The organism is Streptomyces kunmingensis (assembly GCF_039533535.1).
GTDB lineage: Bacteria > Actinomycetota > Actinomycetes > Streptomycetales > Streptomycetaceae > Streptomyces > Streptomyces kunmingensis.
Map to the genome: position 1 here is coordinate 28,190 of NZ_BAAATS010000057.1, position 25,009 is coordinate 53,198.

Below are 25,009 nucleotides of genomic sequence, written 5' to 3' on the forward strand. Positions count from 1 at the left end.
GCCGGGGCCGATGCAGCCGGGGGTGGATATGGGGCGGTCCGCTCAGACGGACTCTGTCACTGTCCTTCCGCCCCGCGCGGCGTCCCCTGCCGCGTCACCCCCGGCCGGCTTCTCGGGGCCCGCGCCCCGCAGCGCGACCTCCTTCACGAACCATGCCGCGATCAGTGCGCCGATCGCCACGACGGCGCCGAGCAGGAACGCCGAGTGCGTGCCGGAGGAGACCGCGAACTGGTAGGCCTCGCGGGCCGGAGCCGGCAGCTTCGCCAGGCTCGCCGCGTCCAGCTGCGCCGACTGCTCGGTCATCTTTCCGCCGAGCGCCCCGGCCTTCTGGGCCATGATGTCCTGCACCTTGTTGTTGAACAGGGCGCCCATGATGGCGACGCCGAACGACGAGCCGAGGGTGCGGAACAGGGTGGTGGACGAGGACGCGACGCCCATGTCCTTCATCTCTACGCTGTTCTGCGCGACCAGCATCGTGATCTGCATCAGGCAGCCCATACCGGCGCCGAGCACGGCCATGTAGAGGCCCGAGGTGAAGCGCGAGGTGTCGGTGTCCATCTGCGCCAGCAGGAACAGTCCGGCCACCATCAGCACGCTGCCGACGATCGGGAAGACCTTGTACTTGCCGGTGTTCGTGGTGACCCGGCCCGCGACCAGCGAGACGACCATCATCGAGAGCAGCATCGGCAGGAGCAGCAGCCCGGAGTTGGTCGCGGACGCGCCCTGGACGGCCTGCTGGTAGAGCGGCAGGAAGAGCACCGCGCCGAACATCACGAAGCCGGTGATGAAGCCGATCACGGACATCAGCGTGAAGTTCAGGCTGCGGAAGATGTGCAGCGGCACGATCGGTTCGGCGGCCCTTGTCTGGGAGAAGACGAAGCCGACCAGGGCCGCGACGCCGATGCCGGCGAGCTCCATGATCACGGCGGAGGTCCAGGCGTACTCGGTTCCGCCCCAGGTGGTGACGAGCACGATCGAGGTGATGCCGATGGTGAGCAGGGCCGCGCCGAGGTAGTCGATCTTGCCCTTGCTGCGCTTCTTCGGCAGGTGCAGCACCGCGGTGATCATGATGAGCGCGACGGCGCCGATCGGCAGGTTGATGTAGAAGGCCCAGCGCCAGCCCAGGTGGTCGGTGATGGTGCCGCCGACCAGCGGTCCGCCGATCATGGCGAGTGCCATGACGCCGGCCATCATGCCCTGGTACTTGCCGCGCTCCCGGGGCGGGATCAGGTCGCCGATGATCGCCATGACGCCGACCATCAGACCGCCGGCGCCGAGGCCCTGGACGGCCCGGAAGCCGATCAGCTGGCCCATGTCCTGGGCCATGCCGCTGAGCACGGAGCCGATCAGGAAGATCACGATGGAGGTGAGGAAGGCGCCCTTCCTGCCGTACATGTCGCCGATCTTGCCCCAGATGGGGGTCGAGGCGGCGGTGGCGAGCGTGTAGGCGGTGACCACCCAGGACAGGTGGTCGAGGCCGCCGAGTTCACCGACGATCGTCGGCATCGCGGTGCCGACGATCATGTTGTCGAGCATGGCGAGCAGCATGGCGATCATCAGCGCCATCAGCACGACGCGTACGCTGCGCGGCTGCTTCCCCTGCTCTTTGTCCTGTATCGCTGCTGTTTGCGCCATGTTCCCCGGCTCCCCCAGTAAAACGGATGAGTGGCCGGGACTTACTTGACGCCCGGCTAGTTGCCTACGATGGTGAAGGTAGAGCGGCAACTAGTCGGGCGTCAAGTAAGTTTCTCCCAAGAGAATCTCAAGGAGCACGAGAGGCACGCGATGGTCACGGGCAGCAGCAACAAGCCGCAGCAACGGCGCGGGGACACGCGCCAGCGCATCCAGGACGTGGCCCTCGAACTCATCGCCGAGCAGGGGTACGAGAAGACCTCGCTCCGGGAGATCGCGGAGCGCCTCGGCGTCACCAAGGCCGCGCTCTACTACCACTTCAAGACCAAGGAAGACATCGTCGTCAGCCTCTTCGACGACCTGATGACACCGATCGACGAGCTGATCTCCTGGGCGAAGGAGCAGCCGTCGACCCTGGAGACCAAGCGCGAGATCCTCACCCGCTACGGCGTCGCGCTGGCCAACGCGGCCCCGCTCTTCCGCTTCATGCAGGAGAACCAGGCGACGATGCGCGAGCTGAGCATCGGCGAGGACTTCAAGCAGCGGATGACGGGCCTTCTCGATCATCTGCTGCCCGAGGACGTCACCATGACGAACCGGGTGCGGTGCTTCAGCGCCCTGTTCTCCATGCACGCGGGGATGTTCGTCCTCAAGGACGTCGAAGGCGACCTGGAGGAGAAGCGCATGGCCGTCCTCGAGGTCGCCACGGACCTGGTCACCCAGGCCCACCGGAGCTGAGCTCCCGGTCGGTCAGACCTTCACGCCCTTGGAGTGCATGAAGGAGACGGGGTTCACCGCGGAGCCGTAGTTCGGGGTCGTACGGATCTCGAAGTGCACGTGCGGGCCGCTGGAGTTGCCGGTGTTGCCGGACTTCGCGATGTGCTGGCCCGTGGACACGGTCTGGCCGACCTTGACGTCGACCCGGGACAGGTGCGCGTACTGCGAGTACGTGCCGTTGCCGTGCTTGATGACGACGGCGTTGCCGTAGGCGGGGCCGTCGCCGGCGCCGTTGCCGCCGGTCTTGACGACGGTGCCGCCGTGCACGGCCATGACGTTCGTGCCGATCGGCACGGCGTAGTCCTGGCCGGAGTGCTTGCCGGAGGCCCACATGCCGCCGCCCTGGGCGTAGCCCGCGGAGAGCTTGTAGTCCTTGACCGGGTCGATCCAGGAGGCGGCCTTCTTCGCGGCGGCCTCCTTGGCCTTCGCGGCGGCCTCCTTGGCGGAGGTGGCGGCCTTGGCCTGGGCGGCGGCCTGGGCCTGGACGGACGCGGCGGACACGTTCGGCAGCGCGCCCTGAGCGGAGTCGGCGGCGAGCGCGACCCCGGTGCCCAGCGCGGCCGACATTCCGAATCCGGCGGCCACGACGGCGGCGCGCTTGCGGAGGATCGACGTGGCGGGGCGGTGGGACATGGTGCGCTTCGACATGCGGGAGACCTCTTCGAGCTTCGGGGACATTCGGGTCCGGTCGCCCTCCGAAAACCTGAAGCGGACTCCGGCGGGGCGGGAAGGGACCCGGCTCACGTCCTCGTGTCGCCGGGTCGGCCATCCCTTGGTAACCCCGGCCCCGGCCTCGACTCAAAAGCCTCATCTACTACGAAACTTCGTACCCCTGGTGGGTGACGGCGGTCTCTTGACACCCCTGACGAACCTGACCCGAAGTGCCGGATTTATCCGCTGATCCATGGTTTAGCACCACTTGGCGCGGCTGGTCCCCAGCCCTGCGGGCCCCGCCCACCTCTTTGTTCCGGAAACGGACAATTCACCGGCGTCCATCGGTCGCGTAACAACCGCCCCACGAGAGCAACGTCCCACTATTTCCGTTAGTACCGGACAAATCGCCTGTGCGGCTTGTCACCGGTGCTCAAGATCCAACCTCCGTCGAGTGTGATCGGGGCTACGCTCCCGGACCATGGATCCCGCTGTCCTCGGCACCCGTATGGCATCGAGCCTGATCGTTCCGGCGCTCAGGAAACTGCTCGTCCAGGAGGGCCCCGGCGCGGGTCTCACCGACCGGCCCGTGCGCATCTCGGGCCTCGTCTCCTTCCGGGGCGAGAAGCGCACCCTGACCGACCAGGACGTCGAACGGCTGGCCAGGAAACTAGTCACGGCCGCGCTCGACGGGCCCGGCGAGCCCCCGTTCGCGTACGACGAGGGCGAAGCCGTAGCTCTCGCGCTCGCCCGCACCCTGCGCTCCCTGGGCGACCTCGGCATGGACGACGTACAGGCCGTCCGGCTCGGCCACCGCGAACTGGCCCGCGCCCTGCGCACCGCGGCCCCCGCCCCGGACCTGTCCTCGGACGCGGCCTACTTCCTCGACTCCCTCACCGAGTGGGCGAGCCTGCACATCCTGCACTTCTTCACGCAGCGGTCGACCTTTGTCGCCCGCACGCTGGTGGAGCAGAGCAGGGGGCAGGCCGAGACCATCGCCAGGCTGGACGCCCTGCTCGCCCGGATCCCGGGCACCGCTAGTACCGCGGACCTCGCTTTCGAGGACCGCTACCGGCGCTATCTGGCCGCACGCCACAACCGGCTGACGATCTTCGGCCTCGATGCCCGCGACTCCGCCGACACCTGGCCGCTCGACGTCGCCTACCTCGGCCTCGAAGCGACGGCCGCCGACGAGGGCCCGCCCGGCCCCGGCTCACCCGAACCCGCGGCGGTCACCGTGCGCCTGCCGGCCGCCGATGCCTTCGCCGCCCACGACCGCGTCCTGCTGCGCGGCGGCGCCGGGTCCGGGAAGACCACCCTCATCCAGTGGCTGGCGACCACGACCCAGGACCGCGTCCCGTACGTCCTGCCCCTGCGCACCCTCGTCCGTGCCGTCCGGCTGCCGTCCCCGGCCGACTTCCTGGCCGGCACGGACTGCCCGCACACTCCCCCCGACGGCTGGGCCGAGCGCGTCCTGACCGATGGCCGCGCCCTGGTCATGGTCGACGGCCTCGACGAGGTGCCCGCCGCCGACCGCACCCGCGTACGCGACTGGCTGCTCGCCCTCGTACGCGGCTACCCCGGCAACCGGTGGCTGCTCACCGCCCGGCCCACCGCGGTCCGCCCGCAGTGGCTGGCCGACGACGGCTTCACCGAACTCGCCCTCGCCCCCATGGACGCCCCCCGCGTCACCGAGTTCGTCCGGCGCTGGCACACCGCCGCCGGGGCGCCCGAGCACGAGGAGCCCCTCCTCGACGCCCTGCGCGCCAAACCCGACCTCACCCGGCTCGCCGCCAACCCCCTGATGTGCGGCCTGATCTGCGCCCTGCACCGGGCCCGGCGCGGCTACCTCCCGCCCCGCCGCAAGGCGCTGTACGACGCCGCGCTGCAGATGATCCTCACCGAACGGGACCGCCAGCGCGGCATGGGCGGCCTCGACGGCATCGACCTGGAGACCGAGGACCAGATCGAACTCCTCCAGCGCCTCGCCTACGCCCTCGTCCTCGCGGGCCGCAGCGAGATGGACGAGGAGACGGCCCTCTCCCTCCTCGAACGCGCCATGTCCTCCGTCCCCGCGGCCGCAGCACAGGGCGACGCCCCCGCGATCCTGCGCCACCTCCTGCTACGCAGCGGCGTGCTGCGCAGCCCGGCACCCGGGGTCGTCGACTTCGCGCACCGCACCTTCCTCGACCACCTGGCCGCCCGGTACGCCGTCGAGGAGGGCCACTTCGACGTGCTGCTCGGCCGGGCCGACGACACCCAGTGGGAGGACGTCCTGCGCATGGCCGTCGCCCACGCCCGCACCCGTGAACGCGGGCGGCTGCTGCGCGGCCTGCTCGCCGCGGACGCCCCGCGCATGACCCTGCTCGCCCTGGCCTGCCTCCAGGACGCGACGTCGGTCGACCCCGAGGTCGCGGAGGAGGTACGGCAGCGGGCCGCGGCCCTGATCCCGCCGCGCTCGACGTCCGAGGCGGAGCGGGTGGCCCAGGCGGGCCGCCTCGTCCTCGAACTCCTGCCCGGACCCGAGGGACTCACGGACGACGAGGCGCACGCGGTGGTCGTGGCGGCCTCACTGCTCGGCGAGGAGGGCTCGCTGCCGGTCCTGAAGAAGTACCGGGAGCACTCGTCGCTCGAGGTGCGACGGCAGCTGGTGGGGACGTGGCACCGGTTCCCCGCGCGGGAGTACGCCGATGAGGTCCTGGCCCACGTGGAGCGCGACAAGCTCGATCTGACCGTACGGGACCGCGAGCAGTGGGAGGCGGCGCGGACCATGGCGCCGTGGCGGCGGCTCGACCTGACGGGTTCGTACACGTGGGAGGAGATCTTCGCCGCCACGGACCTGGAGCGGCTCGAAGGCCTCGCGCTGGCGGACAACCCCGCGGTGGACGATCTGCGGCCGCTGCGGGAGCTGCCCGCGCTGCGGACCCTCACCCTGCGACGCAGCCCGCACACCCTCGACCTCGCGCCGCTCGCCGGCACCGGTCTGGAGCACCTCGGCGTCATCGACGTACCGGGCACCCGTGGCCTGTCCACGCTGAAGCGGCTGTCCTCCCTCACCCTCGGCTACCCCCTGCCCGGAGCGGCGCTCATGGACGAGCTGCCCTTCTCGGACCGGCTGCGCTCCCTCTTCCTGACCCGGGGCGCGGTGACCCACACCGGGCTGCGCGCCCTGGCCATCCTGTCCGGCCTCGGCTACCTCAGCCTGAGCAGCGCCCTGGGCCCCCTCTCCGCCGACGACTGGGAGGAGCTGGCCCTCCACGGCAGGCTCACCGGCATCTTCCTCGCCGCTGAGATCCTCCCGCCGACGCCGCTGCCGGAACTCCCGAGCGTGACCCGGCTCGGCCTGCATCTGCCCGGCGGGCCCGCGCAGTTCGCCGCCTACGCGCCGCTCTTCCCCTCGGTCCGCGCCGTCGAGATCTTCCCGGGCCCCTCGACGGACCAGGGCCCGGCCGCGTACGCCGCGCTCTTCCCGGACGCGGAGATCACGGTCCGGCCCCGCTGAGCGCCCGTCCTCGAACGGCCGGGCATGACGAACGGGTGGGCCCGGACCGTCCAGAAGGAACGGTCCGGGCCCACCCGTATCGGGCTCACCCCGGAGGGGTTACGCCTCCTTGCTCAGATTCGGCCCCGCGGAACCACCCGCGGCCGCGTCCTCGATCGGCGGGACGTCGGGCAGTGCCGACTTCTCCTCGCCCCGGAAGGTGAAGGTCTTGGTCTCGCCCTCGCCCTCCGTGTCGACGACCACGATGTGGCCCGGACGCAGCTCGCCGAAGAGGATCTTCTCCGAGAGCGTGTCCTCGACCTCGCGCTGGATCGTGCGACGCAGCGGACGCGCGCCCAGCACCGGGTCGTAACCCTTCTTGGAGAGGAGCTCCTTCGCGGACTGCGAGAGCTCGATGCCCATGTCGCGGTCCTTGAGGCGCTCGTCCACCTTGCCGACCATCAGGTCGACGATCTTCAGGATGTCGTCCTGCGTGAGCTGCGGGAAGACGACGACGTCGTCGACACGGTTGAGGAACTCGGGGCGGAAGTGCTGCTTGAGCTCGTCCGACACCTTGTTCTTCATGCGCTCGTAGTTGGACTTCGTGTCACCCGTGGCGGCGAAGCCCAGGTTGAAGCCCTTGCTGATGTCACGGGTTCCAAGGTTGGTCGTCATGATGATGACCGTGTTCTTGAAGTCCACGACGCGGCCCTGGGAGTCGGTCAGGCGACCGTCCTCCAGGATCTGCAGCAGCGAGTTGAAGATGTCCGGGTGGGCCTTCTCCACCTCGTCGAAGAGGACGACGGAGAACGGCTTGCGACGGACCTTCTCGGTCAGCTGGCCGCCCTCTTCGTAGCCCACGTAGCCGGGGGGCGAACCGAAGAGACGCGAGACCGTGTGCTTCTCGCTGAACTCCGACATGTCGAGGGAGATCAGCGCGTCCTCGTCACCGAAGAGGAACTCGGCGAGCGCCTTGGACAGCTCCGTCTTACCGACACCGGACGGGCCCGCGAAGATGAACGAACCACCCGGACGCTTCGGGTCCTTGAGGCCCGCACGCGTACGACGGATCGCCTTCGAGAGCGCCTTGACGGCGTCCTTCTGGCCGATGACCCGCTTGTGGAGCTCGTCCTCCATGCGCAGCAGACGCGAGGACTCCTCCTCGGTCAGCTTGAAGACGGGAATGCCGGTGGCGGTCGCGAGGACCTCGGCGATCAGCTCGCCGTCCACCTCGGCGACGACGTCCATGTCGCCGGCCTTCCACTCCTTCTCGCGCTTGGCCTTCGCGGCGAGCAGCTGCTTCTCCTTGTCGCGGAGAGAAGCCGCCTTCTCGAAGTCCTGGGAGTCGATGGCCGACTCCTTGTCGCGACGCACGCCCGCGATCTTCTCGTCGAACTCGCGGAGGTCCGGCGGCGCGGTCATCCGGCGGATGCGCATCCGGGAACCGGCCTCGTCGATCAGGTCGATCGCCTTGTCCGGCAGGAAGCGGTCCGAGATGTACCGGTCGGCCAGCGTGGCCGCCTGCACGAGGGCCTCGTCCGTGATCGAGACACGGTGGTGGGCCTCGTAGCGGTCGCGCAGACCCTTGAGGATCTCGATGGTGTGCGGCAGCGACGGCTCCGCGACCTGGATGGGCTGGAAGCGGCGCTCGAGGGCGGCGTCCTTCTCCAGGTGCTTGCGGTACTCGTCGAGCGTGGTGGCACCGATGGTCTGGAGCTCACCGCGGGCCAGCATCGGCTTCAGGATCGAAGCGGCGTCGATGGCGCCCTCGGCGGCACCCGCACCCACGAGCGTGTGCAGCTCGTCGATGAACAGGATGATGTCGCCGCGGGTGCGGATCTCCTTGAGCACCTTCTTCAGGCGCTCCTCGAAGTCACCGCGGTAGCGGGAACCGGCGACCAGCGCACCGAGGTCGAGGGTGTAGAGGTGCTTGTCCTTGAGGGTCTCGGGCACCTCGCCCTTGACGATGGCCTGGGCGAGGCCCTCGACGACGGCGGTCTTGCCGACGCCGGGCTCACCGATCAGGACCGGGTTGTTCTTGGTACGGCGCGACAGGACCTGCATGACGCGCTCGATCTCCTTCTCGCGCCCGATGACCGGGTCGAGCTTGGACTCACGAGCGGCCTGCGTCAGGTTGCGGCCGAACTGGTCGAGCACCAGGGACGTGGAGGGCGTGCCCTCCGCAGGACCACCACTGGCGCCGGCGGTCTCCTTGCCCTGGTAACCGGAGAGCAGCTGGATGACCTGCTGCCGCACCCGGTTGAGGTCTGCGCCCAGCTTGACGAGGACCTGGGCGGCGACGCCCTCGCCCTCGCGGATCAGGCCGAGCAGGATGTGCTCCGTGCCGATGTAGTTGTGGCCCAGCTGAAGGGCCTCGCGGAGCGACAGCTCCAGGACCTTCTTGGCACGGGGGGTGAAGGGGATGTGCCCGGACGGGGCCTGCTGGCCCTGGCCGATGATCTCCTCCACCTGCTGGCGGACCGCCTCGAGCGAAATCCCGAGGCTCTCCAGGGCCTTAGCGGCGACACCCTCGCCCTCATGGATCAAGCCCAGGAGGATGTGCTCGGTGCCGATGTAGTTGTGGTTGAGCATCCGGGCTTCTTCCTGAGCCAGGACGACAACCCGCCGCGCGCGGTCGGTGAACCTCTCGAACATCGTTAATCGCTCCTCAGAGCGGTCAGGCAGTAAGGGGGCTGTCCCCTCCCTGTCCTTCCGCAGCTTAGTCCCGCAAGCGGGGACCGCTCATTCCATCTGCCGACACCCGGACCTCTTCTCCGACAGTCTCCTGCCCCCGAACGCCGACACCTGCCTCAACCCGATGGTGCGAGACGATGTTCCCGCAGGCCAGGCAGATACCCCCACCATCACTACGCCGATGGCGAACGCGAGATGCCCGGCGCACGCGTGTCGCCCCTCCCACTAGGGATGTCTTACCCGCACTGACTGACACTCCATGCAGCGCGCGCCGGTTCCCTCCGCTACGGGCGAACACCATTGCGCCGCTCAACGCGTCTACGCGCCCTCCGGGCAGGCACTCTGCGCGTCCGAACCGGCACCGCACGTAACCATCGGGCGTTTTCGGAGGTTGCTTCTGGCATGGTCGCCTCTTCGTCCGTTCCCGGCACCGCCGTCCCGACGCCCCGGCGTCCGCTCGACGCGGCCGGCTCCGATCCCGACCCGGTCCGGCAGTGGTACGAGGACGCGCTCGGCTGGGCCGGGACGAGCGGCCCCGGCGGTACGCGGCTGCGTACGGGCCTGCGGTTCGACGTTCTGGAGCTGCCGGCCGACGCGGGCTTCGCGATGCTGCACAGGTGCGATCCCCGCTCGCCGGTGGCCGTGCGGGGCGAAACGATGCAGCTGCTGGTCGCGGCGGGCAGCGCGGACGAGCTGCCCGGCCTGCTCGACTGGCTGGAGTGGGGGGCGCTGCCCCTGGACCTCGTCGCTGTCGGGGCGGACGGGTTCATCCACGCCCCGACGCCCCCGGGATGGGCCGGCCCGCAGGAGGCCGCTACGTGGGTGCGGCCCCCCGAGCCCGGGAGCGAAATGGAACCGGTGCTGCCGGCCCTGACGAGCCTGACGGCCGTCTCGACCTGGTCGGTCGTGGGGGGCGGTGGGGGCGCCCCCGATCTCGTACGACTCGTGGACACGGCGGCGACGTACTGCCACCGGGCCCGACTGCGCCGCGCATCGGCAGCGCAGGGTTCTCAGCCGTTGGCCTTCTCGTAGGCCTCGCGGATCGCCTGGGGGACACGGCCGCGGTCGTTCACGTCGTGGCCGTTCTCCTTGGCCCAGGCGCGGATCTGCGCGGTGTCCTGGTTGCCACCGGAGGCGGCGCGCGCCTTGCCCCGGCCGCTCGCGGCACGGCCACCGGTGCGACGGCCGCCCTTCACGTACGCGTCGAGGAGACCGCGCAGCTTGTCCGCATTGGCGGTGGTGAGGTCGATCTCGTAAGTCTTGCCGTCGAGCGCGAACGTCACGGTCTCGTCCGCCTCGCCGCCGTCGAGGTCATCGACAAGAAGGACCTGAACCTTCTGTGCCACCGGATTTCCTTTCATCGATATCTGAAGGCCGGCCCCCTGCGGCCGTGGCCGCTGTTTCGCCGTCCCCTTGTTATATGCAGTACTGCAGTACGTCGGAAAGCAAACCGCTTTTGCGGGGAAAACACAAACCCCTGGCTGAGATCAGGAGAGATCCCGGAGTTGCACGCTGCCCGGCCGGGCAGAAAACATGCGCGTTTCGGACATAGGGAACCGCTCGTCGGCCGTTGCCGGAATACCGTCCGGGACGATCACAGATGCAGAAGCATCCGGCTGTTGCCCAAGGTGTTCGGTTTCACTCGTTCGAGACCGAGGAACTCCGCTACGCCCTCGTCATAGGAACGCAGCAGCTCACTGTAGACATCGGTGTCGACCGTATCGACGGGCGTCTCGCCGATCTCCACGAAGCCGTGCTTGACGAAGAACTCGACTTCGAAGGTGAGACAGAAAACCCGCCGAACACCGAGCCAGCGGGCCGTCTGCAACAGCTTGTCCAGTACCTGATGTCCTACACCCCCGCCCTTGACCTGCGGGTCGACCGCAAGGGTGCGGACTTCTGCGAGGTCTTCCCACATGACGTGCAGCGCGCCGCAGCCGACGACCTCCGCGTTGTCGTCCCGTTCCGCGACCCAGAACTCCTGGATGTCCTCGTAAAGCGTCACGGTCGCTTTGTCGAGCAGGATCCCCTGGCGGCTGTACGCGTCGAGCAGTCGTCGCACCGCGGGTACATCGGCGGTCCTGGCCCTGCGGACGGTGACTGCTTTAGCGGTCGAATCGGAGCTCGTGAAGACTTCAGGGGGCTGTGCTGGCATGAGCGGACGCTATCGCCCGGGCGGCTCGTCCGCTTCCTCGGGTCCTGACGGGACTTCGGTCGGTACTTCGGACGCCACTTCAGCCGGTACTTCAGCCGGTACTTCAGCGGGCACTTCGGGCTGAACGATGCGCATGGCATCCCGGAGTGCTTCGCGCTGCTGGGACGACATCATGCCGAAGAAGGCGACGAGGGCGGCTGCCGGGTTGTCGCTCCGGGCCCAGGCCTCGTTCATCAGTGCGGCCGAGTAGGCGGCGCGGGTGGAGACAGCCTCATATCGATAGGCGCGGCCTTCCGCCTCGCGGCGTACCCAGCCCTTCTGATGGAGATTGTCCAATACGGTCATGACCGTCGTGTACGCGATCGACCGTTCCTGCTGGAGATCCTCCAGGACTTCCCTCACCGTCACCGGGCGGTTCCACTTCCACACCCGTGTCATCACTGCGTCTTCGAGTTCTCCCAAGGGGCGGGGCACGAACAGCACGATAGTGGGAGAAGACGGTAATTCAACGCCGGACGTGGCGAACGGCTTGAATCATTGTCAAAAGGGGCGCCCGTCGGGCGCCCCTCTGTATGACTGCGGCCGCCGGGCCGGAGTGCGGTCAGGCGCCGGCCTCGTGCTGCACGCCGCCGCTCTGGCGGGTGGCCTCGGCACGGGCGAGGGCGGCATCGACGGCCGCGTCCTCCTTGGCCTTCTTGTCGCCGCCCTGCGACTTCACGATCGTCACGATCAGACCGATGAAGAACACGGCCATCACTACGGGGGGCACGAGCGCGGAGACGTATTCCATGCCCCCAGAGTAGCTAGCCCGCGGCCCACTGCTGCGGCGGGGCCGGAGGCTGCGCGGGTCGGCGCTTGGGCGGGAAGACCTCGGCCGGGGTGGGCATCGGCTTGGGCGGGTTGCCGGGCCTGGGCTTCGCGGGCCCCGGGTCGGCGCCCGCCAGGCCGCCGGGCAGCGCGAGCAGATGCGAACGGGAGGCCGGGACGCGCGGCCGTTGGCGCGCTTCGAGGCGGGCCCGTACGTGCTGTTCGGCCAGGACCTGGCAGCGGCCGAGCAGGGCCGCCGCCCTGGGGTTGCCGCGCAGGGCGCGCAGCCCCGCGAGGTCGTCGGGGCCGGGCTGGTGGCCCGCCGCCAGGGCGTCCTCCAGGAGGCTCAGATAGCCGGTGACGGAGCCGGGCAGGGCGGCCCGGTACCGGTCGAGGTCGGCGAGCAGGAAGGCCCGCATACGGGCGCCCTCCCGCACGGTGTCGTCGACCGATTCCGCGAGCCGGAGGCAGTCCCGGATGTCCTTGTCCGAGGCAGGGCTGGGATGGAGGGCGAGGGCGAGGGCGCGTCGGAGCACACGCAGCTCTTCTGCACCGAACGCCAGGCCGCCGCGGTTTCCGTAAGGCGTGGGCATGAACTGACGATACGCACTATTACCGACAAAATCGGCTTAACCGGCAATTCCCGGGCGCGCCCTGGCGCCCGGGGATCACGTGCGAGGACTTATGCGCGGCCGGCCCGGCGGCGGCGGGCGACCGTGAACAGCACGCCTCCCGCGGCCAGCGCCGTGGCGGCGGCGGCCGCGTACCAGGGCAGGGCGCCCGCGCCGGTGTCGGCCATGGGACCGCTCCCGGTGCCGCCGGACGCCGAGGCGGCGGAACCGCCGGTGCCCGGCGTGGCCGTGGCGTCACCGGTGCCCGGGGTGGCCGTGGAGCCGCCCGACGTCGAACCCGTACCGCCCGTACCGCCCGTGGACGGGGTGGTGCCGTCGCCCAGCTTGCCGTCGACGGTCACGTAGATGGGTGCGGTGTTGTTCTTGGGCTTGCTGTCCCCCTGGTGCGTCAGCTTGATCGAGCCCGGGGCGAGCGCGGCAGGCTTGTCGATGCGCAGGTCGAAGACGAACGGCGCGAGTTGGCCGGCGTTGAAGTAGTAGTCCCCGAGGTCCTGATGGCAGAAGTACTCCCTGGAGTCGGCCCCCTCGGGGACGGGGAATTCAGTCGGACGGCAATCTGCCGGGGCCTTGACCGCCGTCGTGCCCGGCGGAATCGTCACGAAGACTTCGGACGAGGGGGAGTCGCCCGGTTCGCTGCCCCAGTTCTCGATCGTGGCGGGCCCGTTGTTGCGGACGCCCAGCTCGGCCTTCACCACCTGTCCGGCCTTGCCGTCGACGGTGGCCCCCACCGCTTCGAGGTCCGCGGAAGATGCCACACGGGCGGTGCCGTACACACCCTTCTGCAGCATGCCGGGGTCGGCAGCACGCTTCACGAGCTTCATCTCCCGTCCGGTTCCGTGGTGCGGGGAGACGGGATCCTCAGCGGTGTCACGCTCGTCGACCCCGCCCGTCCACTTCTCGTACCCTGCGGTGGCGCCGACCTTCAGTGCGGACATGTCCAGGCCATAGGTGGCGCCCGGCTCGACGGGCCCCTTGACGCGGCACTTCATCACCGTGTCCTCGGAGCGGTACTCGGACACGGAGCCGTACACGCAGTTGCTGAACTCCTCGACGAAGGACAGGCCCTGGGAGAGGTAGAGCGAGACATAGACGTCCTGCACGGGGCGAGTGCTGAAGTTCCTGATGGCCGTCACGGGTTCGACCGTTTCGCCGGGCTTCGGCACCGCGTATGCGTTCTCGTTGGCGACGAGCAGGCCGATGTCCGCCACGGTCGCCTTCATCGTCGTCTCGCCGACGGCGACGCCCCCCGCCTCGGCGGAGATCCGGACCTCGCCGGTGCGACCGGGCTCGGCTCCCGTCAGGGCGGCCCAAGCCCAGGTCGTCCCGAAGGACGCTCCCGGCTTGACCGACTTCCCCGTCCGGCAGACGGCGATCTCTTGCTGCTTCTTCTCGCAGTCGTACGGCAGGTCCCATCGCACCTGGCCCTTGAGCGCGCTCGCGTCGATCGTCACCTCGACGTTCTTCAGCTCCTGCGCGCCGGTGTTGCGCCCCTCGACGGTGATCTTGTCATCGCTGTCGATGTAGAACGGCTGGACCTCCACCGCGTCACTGCCCCCGACGAAGCTGAACTCCAGTGGCGCGTCGCCGTCGGCCGCCTGCCCGGGAGAAGCCGTGCCGAGCGCCAGCAGCCCCGCCGTGAGGGCGGTGGCACCGGCGCGCAGTGCGTAGCGGGGCTGGGGTCTTGACGGCATGGGGCTCCTTCATAGGTCGATGATCGAAAGTGTTCCGATCGGCGACTCTGACCGGCGGCGCCGGATGAAGGTTGTATGAACGCCGGACAAACTACCTATGCGCGCGAGACGTTGCGCTCGTAGACGAGCCGCAATCCGATCAGCGTCAGCCACGGCTCGTGCTCGTCGATGACCGAGGCCTCGCCGAGGATGATCGGCGCGAGCCCGCCGGTCGCGATGACGGTGACGTCGTCCGGGTCGGCGGCCAGCTCCTTGGCCATGCGGTTGACGACCCCGTCGACCTGGCCGGCGAACCCGTAGACGATGCCGGACTGCATGGCTTCGACCGTGTTCTTGCCGATGACGCTGCGCGGCCGGGCTAGTTCGATCTTGCGGAGCTGCGCGCCGCGCACGCCGAGCGCCTCCACGGAGATCTCGATGCCGGGGGCGATGACGCCGCCCGCGTACTCGCCGCGCGCGGAGACCGCGTCGAACGTCGTCGCCGTGCCGAAGTCGACGACGATCGCCGGGCCGCCGTAGAGCTCGACGGCCGCGACCGCGTTGATGATGCGGTCGGCGCCGACCTCCTTGGGGTTGTCCATGAGGATCGGGACGCCGGTCTTGATGCCGGGTTCGACCAGGACGGCGGGGACGTCGCCGTAGTAGCGGCGGGTGACCTCGCGCAGTTCGTGCAGGACCGAGGGGACGGTCGAGCAGATGGCGATGCCGTCGATGCCGTCGCCGAGTTCGTCGCCGAGCAGCGGGTGCATGCCCATCAGGCCTTGGAGGAGGACGGCGAGTTCGTCGGCGGTTCTGCGCGCGTCGGTGGAGATGCGCCAGTGCTCGACGATCTCCTCGCCGTCGAACAGGCCGAGGACGGTGTGGGTGTTGCCTACGTCGATGGTCAGCAGCATCAGGCGTCGGCCTCTCGGAGGTCGAGGCCGATGTCCAGGATCGGCGAGGAGTGGGTGAGGGCGCCGACGGCGAGGAAGTCGACGCCGGTCTTCGCGTACGTGGCCGCGTTCTCCAGCGTGAGGCGGCCCGAGGACTCCAGGAGCGCGCGGCCGTCCGTGAGCGCGACGGCCTCCTCGGTCTCGCCGGGCGTGAAGTTGTCGAGGAGGATCAGGTCGGCGCCGGCGTCCAGGACTTCGCGGAGCTGGTGCAGCGTGTCGACCTCGACCTCGACGGGCAGGCCGGGGAAGCGGTCGCGTACGGCCTGGAAGGCCTCGGCCACGCCCCCGGCCGCGACGACGTGGTTGTCCTTGACCAGGGCCGCGTCGGAGAGGGACATGCGGTGGTTGACGCCGCCGCCCGCGCGGACCGCGTACTTCTCCAGGGAGCGCAGGCCCGGGGTGGTCTTGCGGGTGTCGCGGACCTTGGTCTTAGTGCCGTCCAGGGCGTCGGCCCACGCGCGCGTGGCGGTGGCGATGCCGGAGAGGCGGCACAGGAGGTTGAGCGCGCTGCGCTCGGCGGTGAGCAGGTCGCGGGTGCGGGTGGTGACGGACAGGAGCTTCTGGCCGGCCGTCACGAGGTCGCCGTCCTCGGCGTGCCGCTCGACCTCGAACTCGTCGGTGGCCACTACGGAGATGATCGCCTCGGCGACGCGCAGGCCCGCCACGACGCCGTTCTCCCGGGCGGTGAAGTCGGCGGTGGCGACGGCCTCTTCGGGGATCGTCGCGACCGTCGTCACGTCGACGCCGCCGTCGAGGTCCTCGGCGATCGCCATGTGGGCGATGTCCTCGATCTCGACCGGGTGCAGGCCCGCGTCGAGCAGCAGCTGGGCGAGCGACGGGTCGAGGCCGCACTCCATGGCGTCCTCGGAGGACGCCTGCGAACAGCCGCAGTTGTCACCGCAGCCGCCGCTGTCGCTGTCGGCGTCCGCGAGGGGGAGGTCGGGGGTGGCGCTCACGTCGGTCACTGCTCCTGAAGGGTCGTTGCCGGGAAGTCTGCGGTCTGTGTGGTGCGCGTGGCCAGAGTGCGGTCCGGATTGAGTCCTACGACGATGTGGCGGCGCCAGTTCGTGTCGTCACGGTCGGCGAAGTCCTCGCGCCAGTGGCAGCCGCGGGTCTCCTCGCGGCGGCGGGCGGCGGCGACCAGGACGCGGGCCACGCACAGCAGGTTCGTGGCCTCCCAGGTGTCGACGCCCGGCTCGGCCGTCTTGCCGTCCTCGGCCAGGGAGTTGACGGCCTCGGCGTGGATGCGGCCGAGGCGGGCGGCGGCCTCGGCGAGGGAGTCCGCGGAGCGGAGCACACCGGCGCCCGCGGACATGACCCGCTGGATCGCGAAGCGGGCCTCCGGGGGCAGCAGGGGGTGGGTCGGGGTCTGCGGGTGCGGGACGGGTGCCGGCACGCGCGCGTGGAGGTGCTTCTCCGCGTGCTGCTTCTGGATGTCGTCCGCGATGCGTTCGGCGTAGACCAGGCCTTCGAGGAGGGAGTTCGAGGCGAGGCGGTTGGCGCCGTGAACGCCCGTGCAGGCGACCTCGCCGCACGCGTAGAGGCCGGGGACGGTGGTGCGGCCCTTGGGGTCGGTGCGGACGCCGCCGGAGGCGTAGTGCGCGGCGGGGGCGACCGGGATCGGCTCGGTGACGGGGTCGATGCCGTGGGCGCGGCAGGCGGCGAGGATCGTGGGGAAGCGGTGCTCCCACATGTCGGCGCCGAAGTGCCGGGCGTCGAGGTACATGTGCTCGGTGCCGCGCTCCTGCATGCGGCGCGTGATGCCCTTGGCGACGATGTCGCGGGGCGCGAGCTCGGCGAGTTCGTGCTGGCCCACCATGAAGCGCACGCCGTCCGCGTCGACGAGGTGGGCGCCTTCGCCGCGTACGGCTTCGGAGACGAGCGGCTGCTGGCCCTCGGCGTCCGCGCCCAGGAAGAGCACCGTCGGGTGGAACTGGACGAATTCCAGGTCGCTGACCTCGGCGCCCGCGCGCAGGGCGAGGGCCACGCCGTCGCCGGTGGACACGTGCGGGTTCGTGGTCGCGGAGAAGACCTGTCCCATGCCGCCGGTCGCGAGGACCACGGCGGGGGCGAGGGCCGCGCCGACGCCGTCGTGCTGGCCCTCCCCCATGACGTGCAGGGAGACGCCGGCGGTGCGGCCGTCGGCGTCCGTCAGCAGGTCCAGGACCAGCGCGTTCTCCACGGTGCGGATGCCACGCGCGCGTACCGCCTCGACGAGGGCGCGGGAGATCTCCGCGCCCGTCGCGTCACCGCCGGCGTGCGCGATGCGGCGGCGGTGGTGGCCGCCCTCCCGGGTGAGGGCCAGCGCGCCGTCGTCGGCCGCGTCGAAGTGGGCGCCGGCCGCGATGAGGCGGCGTACGGCGTCGGGTCCCTCGGTGACGAGGGTGCGTACCGCCTCCTCGTCGCACAGGCCCGCGCCCGCGACCAGGGTGTCGTCGAGGTGCTGATCGGGGGTGTCGCCGTCGCCGAGCGCGGCCGCGATGCCGCCCTGGGCCCAGCGGGTGGAGCCGTCGTCGAGGCGGGCCTTGGTGACGACGACCGTTGTCAGTCCCGCGGCCTCGCAGCGCAGGGCGGCGGTCAGGCCCGCGACGCCTGAGCCGACGATCACGACGTCGGCGTCGATGGACCAGCCCGGCGCGGGGGCGTGCAGTCGTATGCCGGTTCCTACAGAGGCGCTCATGGGCGGGCTCCGAACGTCAGGGGCAGGTTGTCGATCAGCCGGGTCGTCCCCACGCGCGCGGCGACGGCGAGGACGGCTTCGCCCTCGAAGTCGTCGTCCACGTCGCTGAGGTCGGCCGGGTCGACCAGGGCCAGGTAGTCCAGTTCGACCGGCGGGCGCAGGCGCGCGGCCTCGTCCAGGATCTGGCGGGCGGCGGCGCGGACGGCGGCGGGGCCGCCCGGGGTGGCGACGGCGTGGGCGTCGGCGGCGGCGCGGGCCTCGCCGAGGGCGCCGAGCGCTTGCGCGCGGGCGCGCGTGGTCGGGTTCTCGGCGGCACGCGCGCGCAGCGCCTGTTGTGCGGCGTGGCGGTCGCGGCCCGCGAACAGGGCGCGGGACAGGACGAGCGCGCTGGTGCGCTCGTCCGGCGACAGGTAGCGGTTGCGGGAGGAGAGGGCCAGTCCGTCGGCCTCGCGGACGGTGGGGACGGCGACGATCTCCACGTCGAAGTTCAGGTCGCGCACCATGCGGCGGATCAGGGCCAGTTGCTGGGCGTCCTTCTGGCCGAAGAGGGCGACGTCCGCGCGCGTGAGGTGCAGCAGTTTGGCGACGACGGTGAGCATGCCGTCGAAGTGGCCGGGGCGCGAGGCTCCTTCGAGGCGCTCGCCCATGGGTCCTGCGGCGATGCGGACCTGCGGCTGTCCGCCGGGGTAGACCTCGTCGGCGGAGGGGGCGAACACGGCGTCGGCGCCCGCCTGTTCGGCGATCTTGACGTCGGCGTCCAGGGTGCGCGGGTAGCGGTCGAGGTCTTCGCCCGCGCCGAACTGGAGCGGATTGACGAAGACGGTGACGACCACTTCGCCGTCGGCGCCCGCGCGGTCGCGGGCGGTGCGGATCAGGGTGGCGTGGCCCTCGTGCAGAGCGCCCATGGTCATGACGACGACGCGCTGCCCGGCACGCGTGCGTGCCCGTAGCTCCTCGCCTTCGTGCAGCACTCTCGTGCTCATCGGGTCTCCTCCGCGCCGTTCGCGAGGACGCCGAGCAGGTCCTCGGCGAGTTCGGGCTTGAGCAGGCCGTGCGCGAGGGCGCGGTCGGCAGTGGCGCGGGCCATCGCGAGGTAGCCGGCGACGGTCCCGGGGGCGTGCTTGCGCAGCTCTGTGACGTGGGCGGCGACCGTGCCGGCGTCGCCGCGCGCGACGGGCCCGGTGAGGGCCGCGTCACCGGACCTGAGCGCGTTGTCGAGCGCGGCGCCCAAGAGCGGGCCGAGCATCCGGTCGGGGGCGCTGACGCCCGCGTCGCGCAGCAGGTCCATGGCTTCGGCGACCAGGGTGACCAGGTGGTTCGCGCCGAGGGCGAGGGCCGCGTGGTAGAGCGGCCGCATCTCCTCGGCGATCCACTCGGGCTCGCCGCCCATCTCGATGACGAGGGCTTCGGCGGCCAGGCGCAGCTCCTCGGGGGCGGTGACGCCGAACGAGCAGCCGGCCAGTCGCTGGACGTCGACGGCGGTGCCGGTGAACGTCATCGCGGGGTGCAGCGCGAGGGGCAGGGCGCCCGCGCGCAGGGCCGGGTCGAGGACCTTGGTCCCGTAGCGCCCGGAGGTGTGCGCGAGGAGCTGGCCGGGGCGGATCGAGCCGGTCTCGACGAAGCCCTCGACGAGGCCCGGCAGCGCGTCGTCGGGGACGGTGAGGAGCACGAGGTCGGCGCGCGCGAGGACCTCGGCGGGCGCCACCAGGGGCACGTCGGGCAGCAGGGCCGCGGCCCGGCGCACGGAGGCGTCGGAGACTCCGGAGACGGCGACGGGGCGGTGCCCGGCCAGTTGGAGCGACGCGGCGAGCGCGGGACCCACGCGGCCCGCGCCGACGACGCCCACGGTGAGGCGGGCCGGGCGGTCCCTGGGGTCGAGGGGCTCGGGTCGGGGGTTCGGAGGGGGAAGTGACACGGGGCGACGGCCTTCCGTTCCAGTCCGCTCGGGGTACCGGACGATTTCTCGTCATGTTAACGCTATCTGGGCGGGCGGGCCTCGGTTGTCCACAGGCTGTGGGCAAGGGCACGCGGCTGGGACATGATCGGTGGATGAGCGACAGTGACGAGACCGAGGAAGAGCGGCAGGCGGCGCGGCGGCTCGCGGCCTGGCGGGGCGCGGAGCGCGTCCTGGCACGGCGGCCGGGCGACGCGACGCTGGGCGAGCGGCTCGCGCAGCTCACGGGGGCCGCGGGCGCGGTGACCGACCTCTCGGGCGGCCTCGACTTCTACGGTGACGGGGTCGTCGCGGAGCTGGAGGCGAAGGTCGCGGCGCTGCTCGGCAAGGAGGCGGCCGCGTTCTTCCCCACCGGCACGATGGCACAGCAGGTCGCGCTGCGCTGCTGGGCGGGGCGCACCGGTAACTCGACGGTGGCCCTGCACCCGCTTGGCCACCCGGAGGTCCATGAGCGCGACGCGCTCACCACGGTGACGGGCCTGCGCACGGTGCATCCCACGGGTGAGCCGCGGCAGATGACGGCCGACGAGGTGTACGCCCTGGACGAGCCGTTCGGGACGCTGATGCTCGAACTGCCGCTCAGGGACGCCGGTTTCGTGTTGCCCACCTGGCAGGAGCTGGAGGAGGTGTGCGAGGCGGCACGCGCGCGTGAGGCCGTCGTGCATCTCGACGGGGCGCGCCTTTGGGAGTGCACGGCCCATTTCGGGCGCCCTCTGGACGAGATCGCGGAGCTCGCGGACAGCGTCTATGTGTCGTTCTACAAGACGCTCGGCGGGCTCAGCGGCGCGGCGCTCGCGGGCCCTCAGCCGTTCATCGACGAGGCCAGGGCCTGGCGGCACCGCTACGGGGGTCAGGTCTTCCAGCAGTTCCCGCAGGTGATCGCGGCGCTGGTCGGTCTGGACCGGGAGCTGCCGAGGCTGCCGGAGTACGTGGCGCACGCGCGCGTGGTCGCGAAGGCGATACGGGAGGGCTTCGCGGAGGCCGGGATGCCCTGGGTGCGGATCCACCCGGAGCCGCCGCACACGCACGAGTTCCGGGTGTGGCTGCCGTACGACCCCGACGTGCTCACGGAGGCCGCGGTGACGCAGGCGGAGGAGACGAAGGTGGCGCTGTTCGGGCGCTGGTGGGCGACGGACAGGGTGCCGGGTCTTTCGGTCACCGAGGTCACGGTCGCCGCTGCGGGCCTGGAGTGGAGCGCCGCCGAGGTCCGCGCGGCCGTCGCGGACTTCGTAGGGCGTCTGCCTGACCCGTCATAGCCGCGCTTCAGCAGCCCAGCCGTGCTTCAGCAGCCCAGCCGTGCTTCAGCGGCCCAGCGGCGGTTCACCAGCCCGGCCGCGGTTCACCAGCCCGGGCGCGGTTCAGCAGCCCGCGGCGGGCCGGCGACCGGCGGAGAAGCGGCGGGCCAGTGCCGCGCGGATCCGGCCGCGGGCCGGGCGGCCGGCCAGGACCGCCTCGAAGCGGCGGTAGTCGCGCAGCTCGCGCAGGGCGGTCCAGTCGTGCAGACCGGGCGCCGGTCCCGGCGTTTCGCCGCGCTGGGCGGCCCGGTAGGCGTCGAGGGCGTACTGCTGGTTGACGGTCATGGCGAACACCTCGCTCATCATCGTGATTGTCGCTCTACGCCCCGTAATACGGCGAGTTGCGGCGGTAGGAGCCGCTCTGTCGCGCTTCGGGGCCGATGACCACGAGACTGCTCCGGGCTCCCGGGGCCGGTCACGTCGATTGACGGGAGCCGTCAATCGACCTGCCGGTTGTCAGTGGCGGCGGGCACCATGGGGTCATGAGCGTGAGCATCGACATCACGGGTCTGACACCCGAGCGCGTCTGCGTCGTGCCCTCGCCCCTGGCCGAGCTGGGCATGGCGCTGCACGCGCTGGCCGAGCCCGCACACCACCCGGGGCTGCAGGGATGGACGACAAGCGTGTCGACGCGCCTTGACCCGTGCCTCGCGGACCGGCTGTGCGAGGCGGACTTCCTGTGGCGGACGACGTTCTCGGACGTGTTCACGCCGTCGGCCGGGATCGCCGGGCGGCGCACCCGCCCCGGGGCGACGCTCACGGAGGAGCTCGATCTGCTGGACAAGCTGTCCGACGAGCAGTTCGTGGACGCGGCCCTGGAGTTCACCTGCCAGTCCATGTACGCGAGCCGGACCGTCAACCGGCTCGACGACCCGCGTACCCGTGAGCGCGCGCTCGATCTCGCGGCGGCGCGCGGTGCGCACCAGGTGCGTTTCACGCAGCGCCTGCTGGACGACCCGCCCGCCATCAGGTCCTGGTTCCGCGAGCTGATGCGGGAGTGCGAGGAGGCGTTCTTCGCGGACGTGTGGGCGCGGGTCCAGCACCAGCTGGCGGCGGACGCGCGGCACAAGACGGAGCTGATGCGCCGCAAGGGCCTCGGGGAGGCGCTGCGGGCCACCTCCGCCGCGGTCTCACTCGACGAGGCGCGCCGTACCGTCACCGTGGACAAGATCACCGACGGGGTCGCGGCGACGGGGGACGGCGACCTCGTCCTGATACCGACCAGCATGGGCTGGCCGCATCTGTGGGTGCTGCACCGCGCGGGCTGGCAGCCGGTGATCACGTACCCGGTCTCGTCGCCGGGGCTCACGGCGCCGCCGTCCGTCGAGCAGCTGACGCTGCGCATGTCCGCGCTGGCCCATCCGGTGCGGATGCGGCTCTGCCGTCACCTGGCGCGCGGTTCGTACACGACGGGCGAGCTGGCGGACGCGCACGGGATGTCGGCGCCGGAGATATCCCGGCATCTGTCGGTGCTGAAGAAGGCGGGCCTGATCACGACGCGCCGTCAGGGCCGGTATGTGCAGCACCAGTTGGATCTGAGTGTGGTCTCGCGTCTCGGCGGTGACTTCATCGAGGGCGTGCTGCGCTGAGGCGCTCACAGGTCCTCAGCCGTGTCCGCCGGCGCGGACGAGGCCCGTCTCGTAGGCGAGGACGACGACCTGGACGCGGTCGCGCAGATCCAGCTTGGTGAGGATGCGGCCGACGTGTGTCTTCACCGTGGCCTCGGAGAGCACCAGATGGGCGGCGATCTCGCCGTTCGACAGGCCCTGCGCGACCAGGATCATGACCTCGCGCTCGCGCTCGGTGAGCCGCTCCAGCTGCTTGTGCTGCGGCTCCTTGGAGCCGCTGGGCAGCATCGGCGCGAACCGGTCGAGCAGGCGGCGCGTGGTCGACGGCGCGACGACCGCGTCGCCGCTGTGCACGGAGCGGATCGCGGTGAGCAGCTCGCCGGGCGGCACGTCCTTGAGCATGAAGCCCGAGGCGCCCGCCTTCAGCCCGGAGAACGCGTACTCGTCGAGGTCGAACGTGGTCAGGATCAGCACCTTCGGCGGGTTCGGGTCCGCGCAGATCCGCCGCGTCGCCTCGACGCCGTCCAGCTTCGGCATGCGTACGTCCATCAGGACCACGTCCACCGCTGTCGCGCGCAGCACTTCGAGCGCCTCGACGCCGTCGCCCGCTTCGGCGACGACCTCCATGTCCGGCTGGGCTGCGAGCACCATCCGGAAGCCGGTGCGCAGCAGCACCTGGTCGTCGACGAGCATGACCTTGATCGACATCGGGGGTGTCCTCACATCTCGTGGCGACTTGTGCGGGTTCGGTTGCTGGTACGTGTCAATGGGCGGGCTTGAGAGGCAGCAGGGCGCTGATACGGAAGCCACCTCCGGGGCGCGGGCCCGCGTCCAGCGTGCCGCCGACCATACCGATGCGCTCCCGCATCCCGATCAGGCCGTGGCCGCGGCCGTCCGCGCCACCGTCCTCGTACAGCTCGTGCGGGGCGCCCTTGCCGTCGTCCTCGACCAACAGGCCCAGGCCGTCGTCGAAGTAGACGAGCCGCACGCTCGCGCCCGCGTTCGGGCCGCCGTGCTTGCGGGTGTTGGTGAGCGCTTCCTGCACGATGCGGTACGCGGTCAGTTCGACACCGCTGGGCAGCGGGCGCGGGGTGCCCTCCACCTTGAAGTCGACGGGCAGGCCCGAAGTGCGCACCTGCTCGACGAGGTCCTCGATCTGCTCGACGTCGGGCTGCGGCACATACTCGCCGCCCTCCTCGTGCTCTCCGGTGCGCAGCACGCCGAGCAGCCGGCGCATCTCGGCGAGCGCCTGGCGGCCCGTGCCGGAGATGGTCTCCAGGGCCTTCTTCGCCTGGTCGGGCGCTTGGTCGAGGACGTAGGCGGCGCCGTCTGCCTGGACCACCATCACCGACACGTTGTGCGCGACGACGTCGTGCAACTCGCGGGCGATGCGAGCCCGTTCGGCCGCGACCGCGACCTTCGACTGGGCCTCGCGCTCCTTCTCCAGGCGGTTCGCGCGCTCCTCCAGCTGTGCCAGGTAGGCGCGGCGGGTGCGCAGCGAGTCGCCGAGGACCCAGGCGAGGGCGAACGGCACCATCTGGAAGATGGTGACCGCGATGTGCTCGGCGCCGCTGGACATCACCGTGGGCCAGCGCAGCTCCGAGAGCGGCGCCGCGCACAGGCCGCCGACGAGGGCGAGCCGGGACGCCCACCGGGGCCCGGACACCGCGACGGTGTAGATGATCACCAGCATGGCGAAGTCCGACGGATTCGGATTCGTGTCGAAGACCAGCTGGCCCACGCCCGCGGCGATCGCGAGCAGGAGCATCTTCTCCGGCATGCGCCGGCGCAGCGCCACGACCAGGGACATCAGGACGGCGCAGATGATCGATACCGCCTCGTTCCCACGCGGCGGCGATCCGTTCATGCTGGTGCCGCTCGCCACCGAGATCCCGAGCAGGATCACGGCCCAGAAGCCGTCGACCCACGTCGGGTGCCTGCGGAGGAAGTCGTAGAGGCGTTGCACGTCACCCAGAGTAGGCAGGCCCACGGCGTGCGGGGGTCAACCGGAGGACCGATCCGCATCGGGCGCGCGTACTCCCCAAGGTGGAGGCGCGTCC

The 25,009-nt window shown here is 70.8% G+C and carries 22 protein-coding genes; 5 read left to right on the plus strand and 17 right to left on the minus strand.

Annotated elements, in window-relative coordinates:
* Positions 1-42: 42 nt before the first annotated feature.
* Positions 43-1,635 carry an MDR family MFS transporter gene (locus ABD366_RS40660; RefSeq protein WP_324770768.1) on the minus strand — a complete coding sequence of 531 codons (1,593 nt, stop codon included), beginning with the start codon at positions 1,633-1,635 and terminating at the stop codon, positions 43-45.
* Between the two features lie 150 nt (positions 1,636-1,785).
* Here ABD366_RS40660 and ABD366_RS40665 point away from each other — a divergent pair, with 150 nt between their 5' ends.
* Positions 1,786-2,370 (plus strand): TetR/AcrR family transcriptional regulator, encoded by a 585-nt coding sequence (locus ABD366_RS40665; protein WP_324770766.1) that lies wholly within the window; start codon positions 1,786-1,788, stop codon positions 2,368-2,370.
* A gap of 12 nt (positions 2,371-2,382) precedes the next feature.
* On the opposite strand, the gene ABD366_RS40670 is transcribed toward ABD366_RS40665, so the two are convergent.
* On the minus strand, positions 2,383-3,057 hold the full coding sequence (locus tag ABD366_RS40670; RefSeq protein ID WP_324770764.1) for a M23 family metallopeptidase: 675 nt from the start codon (positions 3,055-3,057) through the stop codon (positions 2,383-2,385).
* A 484-nt stretch (positions 3,058-3,541) separates the two neighbouring features.
* Here ABD366_RS40670 and ABD366_RS40675 point away from each other — a divergent pair, with 484 nt between their 5' ends.
* Positions 3,542-6,562: an NACHT domain-containing protein gene (locus tag ABD366_RS40675; protein WP_324770763.1), complete on the plus strand. Its 3,021-nt coding sequence runs from the start codon at positions 3,542-3,544 to the stop codon at positions 6,560-6,562.
* A 99-nt stretch (positions 6,563-6,661) separates the two neighbouring features.
* On the opposite strand, the gene ABD366_RS40680 is transcribed toward ABD366_RS40675, so the two are convergent.
* On the minus strand, positions 6,662-9,196 hold the full coding sequence (locus tag ABD366_RS40680) for an ATP-dependent Clp protease ATP-binding subunit (protein ID WP_324770761.1): 2,535 nt from the start codon (positions 9,194-9,196) through the stop codon (positions 6,662-6,664).
* 441 nt (positions 9,197-9,637) lie between these two features.
* On the opposite strand from ABD366_RS40680, the gene ABD366_RS40685 reads away from it, so the two are divergent.
* Positions 9,638-10,267, plus strand: coding sequence for an SCO3374 family protein (locus tag ABD366_RS40685; RefSeq protein WP_324770760.1), 630 nt, complete (start codon positions 9,638-9,640; stop codon positions 10,265-10,267).
* On the opposite strand, the gene ABD366_RS40690 is transcribed toward ABD366_RS40685, so the two are convergent.
* The 11 genes from ABD366_RS40690 to ABD366_RS40740 all read right to left on the minus strand — a co-directional run bounded on the left by ABD366_RS40690 (position 10,246) and on the right by ABD366_RS40740 (position 20,047).
* Positions 10,246-10,581: a histone-like nucleoid-structuring protein Lsr2 gene (locus ABD366_RS40690; protein WP_324770758.1), complete on the minus strand. Its 336-nt coding sequence runs from the start codon at positions 10,579-10,581 to the stop codon at positions 10,246-10,248. The genes ABD366_RS40685 and ABD366_RS40690 overlap by 22 nt on opposite strands.
* 248 nt (positions 10,582-10,829) lie before the next feature.
* Complete coding sequence (locus ABD366_RS40695; RefSeq protein ID WP_324770757.1) at positions 10,830-11,390, minus strand: amino-acid N-acetyltransferase; 561 nt, start codon at positions 11,388-11,390, stop codon at positions 10,830-10,832.
* A 9-nt stretch (positions 11,391-11,399) separates the two neighbouring features.
* Positions 11,400-11,864: a BlaI/MecI/CopY family transcriptional regulator gene (locus tag ABD366_RS40700; protein WP_324770786.1), complete on the minus strand. Its 465-nt coding sequence runs from the start codon at positions 11,862-11,864 to the stop codon at positions 11,400-11,402.
* Between the two features lie 127 nt (positions 11,865-11,991).
* A complete protein-coding gene (locus ABD366_RS40705) occupies positions 11,992-12,180 on the minus strand; it encodes a hypothetical protein (RefSeq protein WP_324770756.1) in 189 nt (62 codons plus the stop codon).
* A gap of 13 nt (positions 12,181-12,193) precedes the next feature.
* Positions 12,194-12,790: a hypothetical protein gene (locus tag ABD366_RS40710; RefSeq protein ID WP_324770755.1), complete on the minus strand. Its 597-nt coding sequence runs from the start codon at positions 12,788-12,790 to the stop codon at positions 12,194-12,196.
* Positions 12,791-12,879: 89 nt separating this feature from the next.
* Complete coding sequence (locus ABD366_RS40715) at positions 12,880-14,520, minus strand: COG1361 family protein (RefSeq protein ID WP_324770754.1); 1,641 nt, start codon at positions 14,518-14,520, stop codon at positions 12,880-12,882.
* Positions 14,521-14,615: 95 nt separating this feature from the next.
* Positions 14,616-15,413, minus strand: coding sequence for a type III pantothenate kinase (locus ABD366_RS40720; RefSeq protein WP_324770752.1), 798 nt, complete (start codon positions 15,411-15,413; stop codon positions 14,616-14,618).
* Positions 15,413-16,417 carry a carboxylating nicotinate-nucleotide diphosphorylase gene (gene nadC / locus ABD366_RS40725; protein ID WP_324770751.1) on the minus strand — a complete coding sequence of 335 codons (1,005 nt, stop codon included), beginning with the start codon at positions 16,415-16,417 and terminating at the stop codon, positions 15,413-15,415. The genes ABD366_RS40720 and nadC overlap by 1 nt, the downstream gene beginning before the upstream one ends.
* Complete coding sequence (locus tag ABD366_RS40730; protein ID WP_324770750.1) at positions 16,414-18,132, minus strand: L-aspartate oxidase; 1,719 nt, start codon at positions 18,130-18,132, stop codon at positions 16,414-16,416. The genes nadC and ABD366_RS40730 overlap by 4 nt, the downstream gene beginning before the upstream one ends.
* Positions 18,129-19,115, minus strand: coding sequence for a pantoate--beta-alanine ligase (panC, locus tag ABD366_RS40735; RefSeq protein ID WP_324770749.1), 987 nt, complete (start codon positions 19,113-19,115; stop codon positions 18,129-18,131). Before panC ends, ABD366_RS40730 begins: the two co-directional genes overlap by 4 nt.
* Positions 19,112-20,047: a Rossmann-like and DUF2520 domain-containing protein gene (locus ABD366_RS40740; protein ID WP_324770748.1), complete on the minus strand. Its 936-nt coding sequence runs from the start codon at positions 20,045-20,047 to the stop codon at positions 19,112-19,114. The genes panC and ABD366_RS40740 overlap by 4 nt, the downstream gene beginning before the upstream one ends.
* A 134-nt stretch (positions 20,048-20,181) precedes the next feature.
* On the opposite strand from ABD366_RS40740, the gene ABD366_RS40745 reads away from it, so the two are divergent.
* Positions 20,182-21,342 (plus strand): threonine aldolase family protein, encoded by a 1,161-nt coding sequence (locus ABD366_RS40745; protein WP_324770746.1) that lies wholly within the window; start codon positions 20,182-20,184, stop codon positions 21,340-21,342.
* Positions 21,343-21,444: 102 nt separating this feature from the next.
* Here ABD366_RS40745 and ABD366_RS40750 read toward each other — a convergent pair whose 3' ends face one another.
* Complete coding sequence (locus tag ABD366_RS40750) at positions 21,445-21,666, minus strand: hypothetical protein (protein WP_324770745.1); 222 nt, start codon at positions 21,664-21,666, stop codon at positions 21,445-21,447.
* Between the two features lie 197 nt (positions 21,667-21,863).
* Here ABD366_RS40750 and ABD366_RS40755 point away from each other — a divergent pair, with 197 nt between their 5' ends.
* A complete protein-coding gene (locus ABD366_RS40755) occupies positions 21,864-22,970 on the plus strand; it encodes a DUF5937 family protein (RefSeq protein ID WP_324770743.1) in 1,107 nt (368 codons plus the stop codon).
* Positions 22,971-22,985: 15 nt separating this feature from the next.
* Here the strand turns inward: ABD366_RS40755 and ABD366_RS40760 are convergent, their stop codons facing one another.
* Both ABD366_RS40760 and ABD366_RS40765 read right to left on the minus strand, forming a co-directional pair.
* Positions 22,986-23,657 carry a response regulator transcription factor gene (locus ABD366_RS40760; RefSeq protein WP_324770742.1) on the minus strand — a complete coding sequence of 224 codons (672 nt, stop codon included), beginning with the start codon at positions 23,655-23,657 and terminating at the stop codon, positions 22,986-22,988.
* Positions 23,658-23,712: 55 nt separating this feature from the next.
* A complete protein-coding gene (locus ABD366_RS40765; RefSeq protein ID WP_324770741.1) occupies positions 23,713-24,915 on the minus strand; it encodes a sensor histidine kinase in 1,203 nt (400 codons plus the stop codon).
* Positions 24,916-25,009 lie beyond the last annotated feature (94 nt).

What these genes read in the sequence shown, in the direction of transcription:
- ABD366_RS40660 (WP_324770768.1), bottom strand. Translation starts at nt 1,635, where the DNA reads ATGGCGCAAACAGCAGCGATACAGGACAAAGAGCAGGGGAAGCAGCCG.
- ABD366_RS40665 (WP_324770766.1), top strand. Translation starts at nt 1,786, where the DNA reads ATGGTCACGGGCAGCAGCAACAAGCCGCAGCAACGGCGCGGGGACACG.
- ABD366_RS40670 (WP_324770764.1), bottom strand. Translation starts at nt 3,057, where the DNA reads ATGTCGAAGCGCACCATGTCCCACCGCCCCGCCACGTCGATCCTCCGC.
- ABD366_RS40675 (WP_324770763.1), top strand. Translation starts at nt 3,542, where the DNA reads ATGGATCCCGCTGTCCTCGGCACCCGTATGGCATCGAGCCTGATCGTT.
- ABD366_RS40680 (WP_324770761.1), bottom strand. Translation starts at nt 9,196, where the DNA reads ATGTTCGAGAGGTTCACCGACCGCGCGCGGCGGGTTGTCGTCCTGGCT.
- ABD366_RS40685 (WP_324770760.1), top strand. Translation starts at nt 9,638, where the DNA reads ATGGTCGCCTCTTCGTCCGTTCCCGGCACCGCCGTCCCGACGCCCCGG.
- ABD366_RS40695 (WP_324770757.1), bottom strand. Translation starts at nt 11,390, where the DNA reads ATGCCAGCACAGCCCCCTGAAGTCTTCACGAGCTCCGATTCGACCGCT.
- ABD366_RS40705 (WP_324770756.1), bottom strand. Translation starts at nt 12,180, where the DNA reads ATGGAATACGTCTCCGCGCTCGTGCCCCCCGTAGTGATGGCCGTGTTC.
- ABD366_RS40710 (WP_324770755.1), bottom strand. Translation starts at nt 12,790, where the DNA reads ATGCCCACGCCTTACGGAAACCGCGGCGGCCTGGCGTTCGGTGCAGAA.
- ABD366_RS40715 (WP_324770754.1), bottom strand. Translation starts at nt 14,520, where the DNA reads ATGCCGTCAAGACCCCAGCCCCGCTACGCACTGCGCGCCGGTGCCACC.
- ABD366_RS40720 (WP_324770752.1), bottom strand. Translation starts at nt 15,413, where the DNA reads ATGCTGCTGACCATCGACGTAGGCAACACCCACACCGTCCTCGGCCTG.
- ABD366_RS40730 (WP_324770750.1), bottom strand. Translation starts at nt 18,132, where the DNA reads ATGAGCGCCTCTGTAGGAACCGGCATACGACTGCACGCCCCCGCGCCG.
- panC (WP_324770749.1), bottom strand. Translation starts at nt 19,115, where the DNA reads ATGAGCACGAGAGTGCTGCACGAAGGCGAGGAGCTACGGGCACGCACG.
- ABD366_RS40745 (WP_324770746.1), top strand. Translation starts at nt 20,182, where the DNA reads ATGAGCGACAGTGACGAGACCGAGGAAGAGCGGCAGGCGGCGCGGCGG.
- ABD366_RS40750 (WP_324770745.1), bottom strand. Translation starts at nt 21,666, where the DNA reads ATGACCGTCAACCAGCAGTACGCCCTCGACGCCTACCGGGCCGCCCAG.
- ABD366_RS40755 (WP_324770743.1), top strand. Translation starts at nt 21,864, where the DNA reads ATGAGCGTGAGCATCGACATCACGGGTCTGACACCCGAGCGCGTCTGC.
- ABD366_RS40760 (WP_324770742.1), bottom strand. Translation starts at nt 23,657, where the DNA reads ATGTCGATCAAGGTCATGCTCGTCGACGACCAGGTGCTGCTGCGCACC.